Raw genomic sequence first — 14,123 nt, 5'->3', positions numbered from 1 at the left:
CAGACGCAGGCTGAGGTCAGCCGAGGATCATCACCACGCAGGAAGCGGTCAGCACGCCCATCACGCGGTTGAAGATCTTCCAGGCGCGCTCGGTATTCAGCAGACGCCCGATGGCGGTCCCGAAGCCCGCCCACAGCGAGATGCACGGCAGCGCGACCAGTTCCGCGAAGCCTGCCAGCAATACGGCGTTGAGCAGTGCCGGGCCTTCCTCGGGGAGAAAGCTTGCCATCAGCGCCATGCCCATCACCCAGGCCTTGGGGTTGGCGAACTGGAACAGGCACGCCGCGAGGAAGGTCATCGGACGCGCATCCTGCTGGCTGGCGAAGTCAGGGGGCGGGGCGGTGGCGATCTTCCAGGCCAGGTAGAGCAGGTAGGCACTGCCCAGCACCTTCAGTAGCGTCTGCACGATGGGATAACGCTCGAAGACCAGCCCCAGCCCCAGCGCGATGGCGATGAACAGCACCAGGCAGCCGATCAGGATGCCGAAGATATGCGGCAGGGTGCGCCAGTAACCATAGTTGGCCCCCGAGGCCGTCAACATCACGTTGTTGGGGCCGGGCGTCAGGGTCATCGACAGCATGAAAAGCGTGGCGGGGGCCAGAAAGGCGAGGGATTCCATGGGTGTCCTTCAGCGTGGTGGGCGTTGTCGAGGTGGTGTGTCTGATTGTATGGGTTCAATTTGTGGATGCCGGCACATTCCCGTGTTTTGTGGCTTGTTGGCGGCATGTTTTGAGCATAATCTGATGACAATTACCGTCAACAGGTTTTTTGTCACCATGACAATGTGGATTCCGACCCTGGACCCCGCCATGCCGCGTTACCGTGCGCTGGCGGAGGCCATTCGCCTCGATATCGCCGCGGGCCAACTCAAGGAAGGCGAGCGACTGCCGCCTCAACGACGGCTGGCGGATGTGCTGGGCGTGACCATCGGCACGGTGACGCGAGGCTACGCCGAGGCCGAGCGGAGTGGCCTGGTGTCGGCGCGTGTCGGGAGCGGCACCTACATCAACGGTGCCACCCGGAGCGCGCATGGATCCTTCAGCAGCTTCGGGCATGCCCTGCGTGCCAGCAAGGCCTACGGATTGGCGCCAGAACAGGAGGGCGCTCTGCCGGCAGCGTCCGGCGTGATCGATCTCACCATGAGCCTGCCTCCGCCTCACCCCGCGCGGCAGCAGGGTATGGCGGCGGCGCTGGCCGCGATCAGCCAGTCACCCGAGGCCTTGCTGCGCAGTGTCGAGTATCAGAATGAATTCGGCGACGGCAGCCACCGGCAGTTGCTGGCGAGCTGGATGGGCGAGCTTGGCATGCCGGTTGCCCCCGAGGAGCTGATGCTGACCCAGGGCGGCCAGAATGGCATCACGCTGGCGTTGTCGGCGCTGCTGGCGCCCGGGGATGCCGTGGTCACCGGCGCACTGACCTATCCCGGCTTGATCGTCGCCAGCGCCGAACGTGGCCTCAAGCTGTTGCGGGTGCCGCTGGACAAGGACGGCATGGATGTCGAGGCGCTGGCGCGGCTGTGTCGTCAGCAGGCGCCCAGAATGGTCTATGTGATGGCCGAGCAGAACAATCCGGGCGCGGCGCAGTTGTCTCATGCACGGCGCGAGGCACTGGTCGCCCTCGCGCGCCAGCATGACTTCTGGATTCTGGAAGATGGGGTGCAATATCTGCCCGACGAGGAGTGCGGCACCCGTCTCTATCAGATGGCGCCGGAGCGCACCCTGTATGTCTTCAGTACCTCCAAGTTGCTGGCCGGTGGCCTGCGCCTGGGCGTATTGCGGGCGCCGGTGGAGGTGCTGACCCGCATCGGCGCAGTGCTGCGCAGCCACAGCTGGATGGTGGCGCCGCTGTTGATGGAAACGGTCTGCGCCTGGCTGACCAGCGGCAACGCGATACAGCTGGTGGAGTGGCAGATGGAAGAGATGCGCGCGCGCCAGCGACTGGCCCGCACGCTGCTGGCGGAGTGGTCGCCGGCGGCGCGGCCGTCCTCGTTCGATCTGTGGCTCGAGTTGCCCGAAGGGCAGCGCAGTCAGGCGATGGTCGCGTCATTGGCCGAGCGGGGTGTGCACGTCACCAGCGCCGAGCCCTTCTGTGTCGGCAATGAGCCGCCACCGCAGGCCATCCGACTGTGCCTGAGCGCCGCCGAGAGCCGTGAGGCGCTGACCCACGCGCTGGAAATCGTGCGCGAGCAGCTGCAGGCGCCGCCTGCACTGCGCCCCATGACGCTCTAGCACATCGCCGCTCTCACTCCCGGCGGGTGCCGGACTCCTGCGCCAATCTGGCCTGCTTGAGCGGCACGCCCCAGCGATAGCCGCCAAGCCCGCCATCGCCGCGTACCACACGATGGCAAGGCGTCAGCAGAGCCAGCGGGTTGGCACCACAGGCATTGGCGACGGCGCGGCTGGCGGTCGGTCGCTCGAGCGCCTCGGCCAGTTGGCGGTAGGTCAGGGTATCGCCGCTCACGGTGGCGTTGAGCTGCTGCCAGACGCTCAATTGAAAGGCGGTGCCACGCACATCCAGCGGCAGTTCGAGCAGCAGTGCATGACTGGTCTCCGGTTGCTCGCACAGGGCGAGTAACCGTGCCCCCAGTGAGGCATGCAGCAGGCGACTGGCCGCGTGAGCGTTGCCGTCCTGCTCGTCTGTCTCTGTCTGCTGCCAATTGGCTCTGGGCAGGCGTGCTTCCAGCGCCTGCTGGCCCGTCTCACGACTGTCGCTGAGCTGAATGACGACCACGCCACGCGCGCTGAGTCCTGCGCTCAGCCAGCAGGACTGCTCCGGTATCCCGAAGCGACACGGCCAATGTAGTGCCAGCAGGTCTTCTCCCTGGCCGCCGGAGCGGCGGGCGCTAGGCGTGATGCCGTCCCTGCGCGCATAGGCGCGGCTGCTGGAGCGATAGCCGGCGGCGATGATCGCCTCGGTCACGCCATGGCCTTCCTCCAGCAGCGCATGGAACTGCATCTGGCGCAGACCCGCCGAGTACTCGGAAGGTGACAGGCCCAACAGTGTCGTGAAGCGGCGCTGAAGATGCGAGGCACTTATCCCGTGCTCCGCCGCCAGGCTTGCGAGTGTCGGGGTGGGCTCGCCTGCGGCGACGGCCTGCTCCAGCTGCCGACACACCGCCAGCGGCCAGGGCGAGGCGGGGGTTGAGTCAGCATTCGCAGGTGTCGAGCGGGCGGCAGTGGAGGCGCATGAATGTGAGGCGTTCAATTCCGGGATCGTCGGTGCTCCAGACGTGGCCCTGACGGGATGGCGAGTCTGCTTGTCGGCCTGAGGGCGATCAGGCTTGTCGGACTGCTCAGGATGACAGCGCCGACAGGCGCGCATGCCTGCGGCTCGCGCCGCATGGGCGTCGGCAAACAGGCGCAGGTTGTCGCGGCGTGGAGCCGGGGATGGGCAGCCGATGCGACAGAAGATGCCAGTGGTGATCACGCCGTAGCGCAGCGCCTCCCCGGCGATCGGCTGGCGCGCCAGCAGACGCTGCCAGATGGCCTCATCGCACCCTTGAGCGTCGCCAGCGGCAGGTGGTGCCGTCATCCCCGCCGCCGTCTTTTCGCCGGACACTGATGTCATCGTTCATCTCGCTGTGCAAGGTTCACGATCAGTATCGCCATCCGCTCGGGGCGGTGCACTCCGTATCTTGTGCTGACTGTCAGGATTGCGCTCGCAGCATTTGCCGGGTTTCGCTCAGAACTCGATGGATTCCTGGCGCTTCTCTTCTTCTTCGGCCTGCTTGCGCAGCTTCTTGCGGATGGCGGCCTTGTGGAAGCGCAGCTTCTGTTCCTGGGTTTCCAGATTGAGCGGCGGCACCGGCACCGGCTGGCCGTTGGAATCGACCGCGACCATGGTCAGATAGCAGCTGTTGGTATGGCGAATCAAGCGACCCTGGATGGATTCGGCGACCACCTTGATGCCGATCTCCATCGAGGAGCGGCCGACATGATTGACCGAGGCCAGGAAGGTCACCAGCTCGCCGACGTGAATCGGCTGCTTGAAGCGCACCTGGTCGACCGAGAGGGTGACGACATAGCTGCCGCTGTAACGACTGGCACAGGCGTAGGCGACTTCATCCAGCTTCTTGAGGATGGCGCCACCGTGCACCTTGCCACTGAAGTTGGCCATGTCGGGGGTCATCAGCTCGGTCATGATCAACTGATGCTGGCCGGGCAGAGCTTCGTTGAGGGCGGTCTGTTCTGGCTGGTTCTCGCTCATTGGGGCGTCCTTCAGGCACGGGCCTGTCAGGTGAGTGGGAGCTGTCAGGGGCTCTCAGGTGAAGCAATGGCTCTGGCATGCCGCGCAGAGAGGGATAATGGCTAGTCTGCGGGATTCGTGACGTCTTGGCACCCCGTGAGCGGCATATCAGCTATCTATAAACGACCTTGCCCCCACCGTCGCCTGTGGGGGCAAGGAGCTTGCGGGGTTATCGGTAAGGCTATCTGAATCGCTGGCTGAAAAGGCTAGCTGACGCCGCCGTCAGGCAGGTATCAGAGCAGCGTCAGGCCCAGCGAGATGATGATGCCGGTCACCAGCAGCTGCACCAGACAGAAGCCCATGATGTCCTTGGCCTTGAGGCCGGCGATGGCGAGCACCGGCAATGCCCAGAAGGGCTGCAGCATGTTGGTCCAGGCATCGCCCCAGGCGACGGCCATGGCGACGCGTGACAGGTCGGCACCCAATGCCTGGGCGGCGGGAATCATGACCGGTGCCTGCACGGCCCACTGGCCGCCACCGGAGGGCACGAACAGATTGACGATACCGGCACTGATGAAGGACCAGAACGGCAGGCTGTCGGCGGTGGCAATCGACACGAAGCCTTCGGACAGCGTGGCGGCCAGTCCCGACTGCACCATGATCGCCATGATGCCGGCGTAGAAGGGGAACTGGATGACGATGCCTGCGCCACCCTTGATGGCTTCATTCAGGCTGTCCAGCAGCTTGCGCGGCGTGCCATGCAGCACGATGGCCAGGAACAGGAAGCTGAAGTTGATCACGTTCAGGTTCAGGCCGCCGCCACGAATCACGAAGTGATCCACCAGCCAGGCGAGGCCGAACAGCCCGACGACCCAGGCGAGAATCGGCGAGTTCTCGAGACGCTCGGCAGGACGAGGCTGGTCGCTGATCTCGGTGTGCTTCTCCTCGAGCAGGGCCGGGTCCACGTACACGCTTTCCTTCTCGAAGGGCATCATGGCGCGATTGACCAGCGGCATGATGATCAAGAGCGCCGCGACGATGGCGATATTGAAGAAGGCGAAGATGGTGTCCGAGGTGGGCACGATGCCGATGCTGTCCTCGGTGAAGTGGCCCGCGGTGGCGATGGTCAGCGGAATCGAGCCCGAGATGCCCGCATGCCAGATCACGAAACCGGAGTAGGCACTGGCGATCAGCAGGCGGTAATCGACCTTGATCATCCTGGCCAGCTGCTTGGCGAACAGTGCCCCGATGACCAGCCCGAAGCCCCAGTTGATCCAGCTGGCGATCAGCGACACGAAGGTGACCAGCATGATGGCGCTGCCGGGCGTTCTGGCCAGCGAGGCGATGCTGGCCAGGCCTTTCTTCACCGGCGGGGTGTTGGCGAGCATGAAGCCCGAGATCAACACCAGCAGCATCTGCATCGAGAAGGTCAGCAGATTCCAGAAGCCATCGCCCCAATAGCGCATCACCTCGGTGGGGGAGCGCTGTTCGATGAGCATGGCGGCTGCCGCTGCAACGACGGTCAGCAACAAGACGAAGATATAGGGGTCAGGCAGATAGCGCTCAACCAGCTTGACGGCTGGCCGTGATAGCGATTGCAGCATGTGAGAGTCCCTGTCGGCTTTTTATCGGTATGGGAAACGGGTTGGCACGCTCACATTAGTCCATTCGCTATCAGGATAATATCGCGCGATGGTCGAGTGGCACGCCAATGCCAGCGGCAAGCCTTTCAGCGCTGTATCAACCTGCTGGAGGCTTCAACTGGCATGGCATCAGCGCCAATGATGGCGGCGATGATGCAGGTAGTAGCCGCCGAGCACGGCAGAGCGCACGCTGGTGAACAGCAGGAAGGCCAGCCACAGTCCATGATTGCCGAAGCCTTCGAGCAGCGGCCACAGGCCGATGAATGCCAGCAGGGACACCACCAGCGTATTGCGCATTTCACGCGTCGCCGTGGCGCCGATGAAGATGCCGTCCAGCAGGTAGCTCCACACCGCGACCAGGGGCATGGCGACCATCCAGGGCAGATAGAGGGTGGCCAGGGCACGGACTTCGGGAATGTCGGTCAGCAGGTGGATCAACGCCGGCCCGCAGAGCCAGAGCAGGCCGCTGGCCGCTGTCGCGGTGATCAAGGAGAAACGGGTTGCCGCCCCCACGCTGCGCGCGAAGCGTTGCCAGTCGTTCTGGCCGACGGCTCGCCCGACCTCTGACTCCGCTGCCTGGGCGAAGCCATCCAGTGCATAGGACGTCATCATCACGAACTGCAGCAGCACCGCATTGGCCGCCAGAACATCGTCCCCGAAGCTGGCACCCTGCGAGGTGAAATAGGCCGTCGCGCCCAGCAGGCACAGGGTGCGCACGAACAGATGCTGATTGACGCGGATCAGCGCGCCCCAGGCGGGGAGAGACAGCAGCGCTGCGCGATCACTGCGCCCCGGCATGCGTCTGAGCTGGCGGGCGACCAGCCACAGGCCCGTGGCCAGCGCACAGTAGTCGGCGATCACGCTGGCCAGCGCCACGCCATCGCTGGTCATGCCCAGCCCGGGCACGAAAGCCAGGTCGAGCAGGATGTTGACGCCATTGGTCAGCACGAGGATGCCGAGCGTGACGCGCGAATTACCAAGCCCCAGGAACCAGCCCAGAATCACGTAGTTGATCAGCACCGCCGGCGCCGACCACAGCCGGATGCTGGCGTAGTCATGGGCCAGGGCGCGCGTGGTCTCGCTGGCCTCCATCAGCGATAGTCCCAGGGTGATCAGCGGCGAGCCGGCGATGATCAACACCAGCCCGATGGCGAGTGCCAGCCCGATGCCCTGGCCCAGCAAGGTACGCAGGCCATCGTGGTCTTCACGGCCATGGGCCTGTGCCGTCATGCCGGTCGTGCCCATGCGCAGGAACCCGAAGCCCCAGTACAGAAAGCTGAAGAGGACCGCGCCCAGCGTGACCGCGCCCAGATACACCGCATCCTCGAGATGCCCGACCACGGCGGTATCCACCAGCCCCAGCAACGGCACGGAAATGTTGGAAAGGATGATGGGCCAGGCCAGGCGCCACATATGGCGATCGGCGCGAGGAGGGAGAGGCGAGGAGATGTCGGTTTGGCGTGGGGAATCGGTCATTGGCGCTCCATTCAAGAGCTACAAGCCTACCCTTGCGCAGGAAGTCGTCAATGCCCTGTAGGAGCCCGGATGTGATGATGCCCCGCAGAAACTCTGCAGGGCATCAATACAGGCGATGATTCTTGACGTTTAGTAAAAGAAACTAGAGTCGCTCTTTAGAAATACATACCAGCGCTCAGGCTCCACAGATCGATGTCGAAATCTTCATCGGAGCTGCCGCTATCCACATCGAGCATATAACGTGTGTATTCAGCACGGGCGAAAAGGGATTGATTGCTGTATTCAAGGCCGCCACCGAAAAGGGGGTCAGTGCCGTTATCCTTTTCCTTTTCGTTGGACGCTTTGGCCTCGGAGTCCCATTTGATGGCGCCGATGCGTCCGATCACGCTCAAGCCGCCATCTATCGGCAAGCGACCCAGCAGTGAAGCCGACACACCATCGACCTCAAAAGACGCTACCTCACCAACACCGCTGACCTTGCCCGTTGCCTCTCCCAGGTTGACGTAGCCGACTTCCATGCTGAAGTTCGGGTTGAATCGATAACCGCCGAACAGGGTGTAAGCGGCATCCTTTTCGTCAACATTGGCGCCCTCGATGTCATCGATATCATCGAGAGTGTCACTGTGATAGACAGCCTGCCCGGCTCCCCCGCCCAGATAGAATTTATCAGAAGGAACGGTGTCGCTGGCGGCATGCGCCTGTGCCGCAGAGAAGAGAATAGCGCCAGTAAACAGCATCCTTGCAAACATGATCAATATCCTTGCGTGTGTTGTTGATTATGATGGTTCCGTACGAGTTATATAATATCACCACAGATTTAATATATCGTCATATTGTATTATGAGGTTTCTCGACACAGTATCCTTGATGCGACGCACCCTCTACGTTGATCACTTGGCATGCACTATCTCCAGCTGGAATGAGTTCACCTGATACACTTGGGTGGAGTAGTGCGCCAACAGGCCGTCATACCGATAGGGACGCGAGCGCATCCATGCAGCCTACAGGGAGTGAGGGGAATGAAAACAAGACGAGAAGGATGGTTGGGGCTCATGGTGGGTGGGGCGATGGCTCTTGCCATGGCCGTGCCCGCTCAGGCGCTGGACCTGCCTGGTGAACCGGAGCAGTCAGGACCGGGAGCCGGCGCCATGGTGGCAGATGCATTGATAGGGCGCCCCCTGTTGTTGTTGACGACAGTCGCTGGCACGGCAGTCTTCCTTGTGTCTGCCCCCTTCGCGGCTCTAGGAGGGAATCTGGATGCTACAGCAGAGACATTGGTCAAGACGCCCGCGGAAGCGACATTCCGTCGCTGCCTCGGGTGTGAGTTGAGCCGACGTGCTGATGAAATGTAAGACCTGAAGGAATATGGCAAATGTGAGACGAGCCATGGCTCGATGATTCAGACACGACAACGCCGACTTCGAGGGTCGGCGTTGTCGTGTCTGAAGGGTGGTGAGGGCGGCGGTCAGTGCGCGGGTTGCCTGGCGTGGCTATCGGCTGCAGGCGGCAGTGAGTTGAAGCACAGCACGCGTTTGCGTCCGGCGCGTTTCGCCTGGTAGAGCGCATTGTCGGCCATGTTGAACAGCGCGTCGGTGGCCTGGCTGTCATGCGGCGCGTTGGCGACCCCAGCGGAGAAGCTCAAGCCGGTCAGCGGCCCCAGCGTCTCATGCTCGAAGACTTCTTCGTGGAAGGCTTCGAGAATGGCCTCGACGCGTGCGCGTGACACCGCTGCGCTGGCACCGGGGATCAGAATCACGAACTCTTCGCCGCCGTAGCGACAGGCTTCATCGGAGCTGCGCATCGACTCACGTATCAGGTTGGCTAGACGCGTGAGGACCTGATCGCCCATCTCGTGCCCGTAGGTATCGTTGACCTGCTTGAAGTGGTCGAGATCCAGCACCACCAGGGACAGCGGGTTGCCGATGCTGGCCTCGGCCAGTTTCTGGGGCAGCACTTCATCGAGGTGACGACGATTGAAGAGGCGCGTCAGCGTATCCTTGCGCGCCTCATGTGCCAGGCCCCGCTTCAACTGCAGGTCGGCCAGTGCCAGCATCACCAGGTGGCTGACATCTTCCGCCAGGGGTTGCAGGCGCTCCAGGCTGTCCTCTTCCGGCGGGATCAGCAGTACGAATTCCCCTACCTGGCCATCCCCGACCGTCAGCGTCTGCTTGAGGTGACGAGCGTCGGTGGGCGGTGACCCCCAGTTGATATGCATCGTCTGATTGATGTCATTCGGGTCATGCAGGGTCACGTTGCCTTCGCAGCCGGCGAACAGGCTGGGCAGACGAACATTGAGCTGGGTGATGATCTCATCGAGCTGGGAGCAGGTCAGCAGGCATTCCGCGAGGTGATGGATCTGGCTGCGGCTCTCGGAGAGTCGCGACAGCTTGAGGTTGGCGGCCTGCAGGTCGCGCTGGGCACGCTTGCGATCGGTGATGTCGTGAACGATGGAGAACAGCAGGGTGCGGCCGTTCAGGTCCACCGGGCCGGTAAAGATCTCGACATCACGCAATTCACCGTTGGCAAGCTGATGGCTGGCCTCGAAGTGGTTGTCGGTGCGGTTGACGACCGCACGGATGCGCTTGGAGAGCGACTGGCTGGCCAGCACGTTGATACGGCCCAGTGGCATGCCGCACATCTCGCCGATGCTGTAGCCATAGAAGTCGGCGGCGACCGGGTTGGCATCGATGATCTCGGCAAGCTCCGGGTCGATCAGCAGCTTGATGGCGTTGCCGGTGCTGAAGACTTCCTGGTACAGGGTCGCGTTCTCCTCGAGCAACTCGATGGCGCGGCGGCGGTCCTCGATATTGTTGATCAGTACCAGGGTGCGCTCCTCGCCCTCGAGCGGCGTGAGGGTGACTTCCGCCCAGAACATCTGCCCCGTGTCAGTCTGCATGTGGTATTCGTCCTGGAAGCTGCCGCCTTCGCGCTGCAGCTGGCCCCAGGCACGTTTCATGCGACTGATCTCATCCAGTGAGAACAGCCCCCACAGCGATTGCTGGAAAAGCTCGGCATCACTCTTGCCCAGCAGGGCATGCATGGCCGAGTTGGCATCCGCGATGGTGCCATCCCGGTCGGCGACGATGATGCCCACCGGGGCGGAGTGATAGATGGAGCGCAGACGGGCACGGCTGCTGATCAGGCGTTGCTGCTGCTCCTTGATCCAGTCGATATCGCTGTGAGTACCGATCATGCGCAGGGGCCGGCCATCCTCGGCACGCTCCACCACGCGTCCCTGATCGAGAATCCACTTCCATTCACCGTTGCGCGTCAGCATGCGGTGCTCGTTGCGATATTCTGCGCTGTGGCCTTCAAAGTGCTGTTTCAGGTCGTCGAGGGTGCGCGGCATGTCATCTGGGTGGATGCGTGACTTCCATTCATCGAAGCTGCTGCCGATCTCGTGTTCCTGGAAGCCGAGCGTCGCCTTCCACTGCGGAGAGTAGAAGACGTGATCGGTATCCTGCTTCCAGTCCCAGACGCCGGCGCCTGAGCCTTCCAGCGCAAACTGCCAGCGTTGTTCGGCCTCGCCCAGGGCGTCACTCATCTTCTGCAGCTGCTGATAGGGGTAGACCATGCGCGATGAATAGATGGCGTGATAGATCATCGCGTAGGCCACCACCTTGTACAGATGGCCGAGCAGATTGAAGACATCAAAGGCAGTGGCATAGAGCGTGAAGCACAGCTCGGAAATCCCCGTGGCCAGCGCCGCGACTGCCAGCCAGCCGGCATTGGTGCCTTCAGGCAGTCGGCGCGCGCCGAGCAAAAGTACCGCGGCCAGCACAGCGCTCAGCGCCAGGGCCCACTCGTAGCCGATCTTCCAGGCGGTCAGGCCGCTGCCGACGATGAAGGTCTCTGGCAGGAAGTCGAGATGAAAGAGGCCTATCCAGCTCACCGCCAGCCCGATGGCGAGCGTCAAGCCAAAGGCCACGGGCAGATAGCGGCGCGGTACGGGGCGGGCCGTCAGCAGGCAGGGGGCCAGCAGCGCGATGATGAAGGCGGTCCGCCCTGCCAGCCAGAAATGGATGGCCTTGCTGATGGAGGCTTCGCTGACGAAGTCGGGCATGCCGTCATAGCTGAAGATATGCACCATGTCGAAGAAGGCGGAGAGCATGAAGGCGCACCCCATGACCAGAAAGCTGGTCGGCAGCGTCCGACGGTGCCCCTGGAAGATGGAGACGGCAGACATCAGAGCGACCAGTATCGCGCCCATTTCCAGCAGTGAATGCGGGACGAGGTACTGTCCGACCGAGCTGAACAGCTGCGGACGCGGCACCACGATCAGGACCACCATGATCGCCAGCATGACAAGCAGCATCCCCGTGCCGGCATTGGGCAGCTGTGTGCGTGTCCCCTGGAAGGGGCGCTTGAGAACGGTAGAAAGCGAGCGAGAGGACATGGGCAATCCGTGCGCGTGAAAGGGTACGACAGTGACTTTATCACTACAGGATAGAATAGATTGTTTACATTGCCCTAACAGAAAATAACCTGACGTAGCGTTTGGTATTAATTGCGTAGCCGTTTAGGCAGGGGCCGAGAGCAGGCTGGTAGCCACGATGCTGTCTGGCCATGTCAGCAGCGGGGCCGGCAGTGAGGCCAGGGGAGCAGGCAATGGCGGGCAGCGCGGGAGGTCTTGATCGCGAACGAAGTGTGTTGCCAGCCGGCGTCTTTGCCCGTCGGTGTTAGTGCCAGTCGGTTACGTTATCCGTTGGTGTCTTGCAGCAAGAGGCGCCGCGTTGGCGAGTCTGGCGCTGAAGCGTCAGTCAGGGCCGAGCCTGAGGAAAGGGCTTGAGGAAAGAGCTTATAGAGAGGGCTTGCGGAGAAAGCAGGGGGTGTCAGGCAAGAAGCAAGCAGCAGCCGTCACGACGGATGTGGCGCAGTACAGGCCATGTCATCGCCATGACGGCTGCCGGAGCAGGCGGCAATCAGTTGCCGAGTGCGGCCGTGATGATGTGGTACTTGTCCATCAGCTCTTCCTGGCTTTCCTTGTTGGCCGGGTCGAGCGGGATGCAGTCGACAGGGCAGACCTGCTGACATTGCGGCTCATCGAAGTGTCCGACGCATTCGGTGCACAGGTCCGGGTCGATGACGTAGATCTCTTCCCCCGGCGAGATGGCCCCATTGGGACATTCCGGCTCGCAGACGTCGCAGTTGATGCACTCATCAGTGATGATCAGGGCCATGATGCTGTCCTCAGCTTGTGGCGGTGTCGTCGTCGGTAGCGGAGAAATGCCGGGCGAGGGTCTCGGCCACCAGCGGATGCACCAGACGCGACACATCACCGCCATGACGCGATATCTCGCGCACGATGGTCGATGAAATGTAGGAGTTCTGTAATTCCGGGGTCAGGAACAGGCTATCGACGTGCGGTGCCTGGGCCCGGTTCATGTTGGCCAGCTGCAGTTCGTACTCGAAGTCGGAGACCGCACGCAGGCCGCGCAGAATGATACGCGCATTCTGCTGCTCAAGCAGCTCTGTCAGCAGGCAGCTGAAACCGATGACCTCGACATTGTCGAGATGCGCCAGAATCCGGCGTGCCAGATCGATGCGCATCTCCAGCGGCAGCGCGGGGCGTTTGCTGGGGCTGTAAGCCACCGCGACCACCACCTTGTCGAACAGGCGGGCGCCACGCTCGATCAGGTCGGTATGGCCATTGGTGATCGGGTCGAAGGTGCCGGGATAGACGGCAATGTTCTTGGGCATGACGAACTCGAGCTCTGTCGGCAGCGGGTCAGCCTGGTGACCGGCTGCAGTGGACGACGAAGGATGAGGAGCCGCAGAAGGCCGGGACGCAGTGGCTGATGCGCCGCCGGCTCCCCCGGTACGCCGAGTGTAGAACCCCTCGCGCGGCTTGCCAGTCGCGGGAGGGGATTCGTCAGCGAGTGCGCAACTCGGGAGGGGTAGCCAGCCGGTCTTGCAGCGAGCCTGGCTTACAGCGAACCGAAGGGGTTGTCGACCTTGAGCGAGACGGGCTTCGCATAGCCGGGGATACGGATCTCGCGATCCGTGATCTCCAGCTCCGGACCTTCGAGCACGCCTTCACCGAAGCGATAGGTCGGCGTGAATTCGCCGCGCTTTGCCTTGTCCAGATAGTCGGCGCGACGCTGCTCGCAGAGACCGCTGCGTTCACGCCAGGCGGCCAGTGCCTCCTCACCATGTCGCGCCGCCAGCAACTTCAGCGTGACGTCTGCCGACAGCACCACGCCACTGGCGTTGTTGCCACCGAAGCCCTTGGCATTGATGAAGGCGACGTCTGCGGTGAACTCGCGCGCCTCGCGGCGGATGTCGAGGTGGCTGTGATGCACGTCATCGGCGATGGCATCCAGCGTCGGGATACCCGGCAGGATGCCGGTCGCCATGCTGCCGAGCGCCGACACCGCCTGATCGCCCGCGGCACTGCCCTGGCTGTGGCCGACGAAGGATTTTACCGCCACCACAGGCCAGGCCTGAATGTCGTTGGCGCGAGCCACTTCATTGAGCACGTGGGATTCGGTGGTGCGGTTCTTCGGCGTGGAGGTGGCATGGGCGTGCACGAAGCTGCGCTGGCGCACGCCTTCATCGCCGACGATATCGCGCGCCAGCGCCACCGCCTTGCTCAGGGTGATGTAGTTGCCGACGCCGGGCGCCGAGATGGAACGCTTCCAGCCGTCGGCATTGACGAACACGTCCGGCACGCTGCCGATGATGCGAGCGCCGGTGTCCAGCGCCAGATCATCCGCCATCAGGATCACGAACTGGGTCGCTTCCGCGATGGTGAAGCCACAGTTGCGCGCGAACGGGCGACAGGCCTTCTGGTAATCGCTGTCGGTGAGCACTTCCAGC

The 14,123-nt window shown here is 62.9% G+C and carries 11 protein-coding genes; 1 reads left to right on the top strand and 10 read right to left on the bottom strand.

Annotated features, from left to right (window positions below; genetic code table 11):
- Window positions 1-16: 16 nt before the first annotated feature.
- Window positions 17-619, bottom strand: a complete 603-nt coding sequence (locus AOG28_RS11395) for a LysE family translocator (RefSeq protein ID WP_043332923.1) — start codon at window positions 617-619, stop codon at window positions 17-19.
- Between the two features lie 157 nt (window positions 620-776).
- Between AOG28_RS11395 and AOG28_RS11390 the strand changes: the two genes are divergently transcribed.
- Complete coding sequence (locus AOG28_RS11390) at window positions 777-2,228, top strand: aminotransferase-like domain-containing protein (protein WP_054556493.1); 1,452 nt, start codon at window positions 777-779, stop codon at window positions 2,226-2,228.
- Between the two features lie 13 nt (window positions 2,229-2,241).
- Here AOG28_RS11390 and AOG28_RS11385 read toward each other — a convergent pair whose 3' ends face one another.
- The 9 genes from AOG28_RS11385 to AOG28_RS11340 all read right to left on the bottom strand — a co-directional run.
- On the bottom strand, window positions 2,242-3,567 hold the full coding sequence (locus AOG28_RS11385; RefSeq protein ID WP_082388723.1) for a methylated-DNA--[protein]-cysteine S-methyltransferase: 1,326 nt from the start codon (window positions 3,565-3,567) through the stop codon (window positions 2,242-2,244).
- A gap of 114 nt (window positions 3,568-3,681) precedes the next feature.
- A complete protein-coding gene (locus tag AOG28_RS11380; RefSeq protein ID WP_043332919.1) occupies window positions 3,682-4,206 on the bottom strand; it encodes an acyl-CoA thioesterase in 525 nt (174 codons plus the stop codon).
- Between the two features lie 272 nt (window positions 4,207-4,478).
- On the bottom strand, window positions 4,479-5,789 hold the full coding sequence (locus AOG28_RS11375) for a short-chain fatty acid transporter (protein ID WP_054556491.1): 1,311 nt from the start codon (window positions 5,787-5,789) through the stop codon (window positions 4,479-4,481).
- Window positions 5,790-5,957: 168 nt separating this feature from the next.
- The gene (locus AOG28_RS11370; RefSeq protein WP_082388722.1) at window positions 5,958-7,304 is read right to left on the bottom strand and encodes an MATE family efflux transporter; all 1,347 of its coding nucleotides are present in this window, start codon (window positions 7,302-7,304) and stop codon (window positions 5,958-5,960) included.
- A 155-nt stretch (window positions 7,305-7,459) separates the two neighbouring features.
- Complete coding sequence (locus tag AOG28_RS11365) at window positions 7,460-8,053, bottom strand: outer membrane beta-barrel protein (RefSeq protein ID WP_082388721.1); 594 nt, start codon at window positions 8,051-8,053, stop codon at window positions 7,460-7,462.
- 716 nt (window positions 8,054-8,769) lie between these two features.
- Window positions 8,770-11,700 carry a sensor domain-containing diguanylate cyclase gene (locus AOG28_RS11355; protein WP_054556488.1) on the bottom strand — a complete coding sequence of 977 codons (2,931 nt, stop codon included), beginning with the start codon at window positions 11,698-11,700 and terminating at the stop codon, window positions 8,770-8,772.
- Between the two features lie 526 nt (window positions 11,701-12,226).
- Window positions 12,227-12,484, bottom strand: coding sequence for a YfhL family 4Fe-4S dicluster ferredoxin (locus AOG28_RS11350; protein ID WP_043334597.1), 258 nt, complete (start codon window positions 12,482-12,484; stop codon window positions 12,227-12,229).
- A gap of 10 nt (window positions 12,485-12,494) precedes the next feature.
- Entirely contained in the window at window positions 12,495-13,004 is a 510-nt protein-coding gene (coaD, locus tag AOG28_RS11345; protein WP_043334599.1) for a pantetheine-phosphate adenylyltransferase, read from the bottom strand.
- Between the two features lie 227 nt (window positions 13,005-13,231).
- Window positions 13,232-14,123 (bottom strand): beta-ketoacyl synthase (locus AOG28_RS11340; RefSeq protein ID WP_200906780.1); only part of this gene is annotated, 892 nt, incomplete at its 5' end.

The organism is Cobetia sp. UCD-24C (genome assembly GCF_001306765.1).
Classification (GTDB): domain Bacteria; phylum Pseudomonadota; class Gammaproteobacteria; order Pseudomonadales; family Halomonadaceae; genus Cobetia; species Cobetia amphilecti.
Note: the sequence above shows the minus strand (reverse complement) of the source record. Positions and strands in the feature narration are given on the sequence as shown.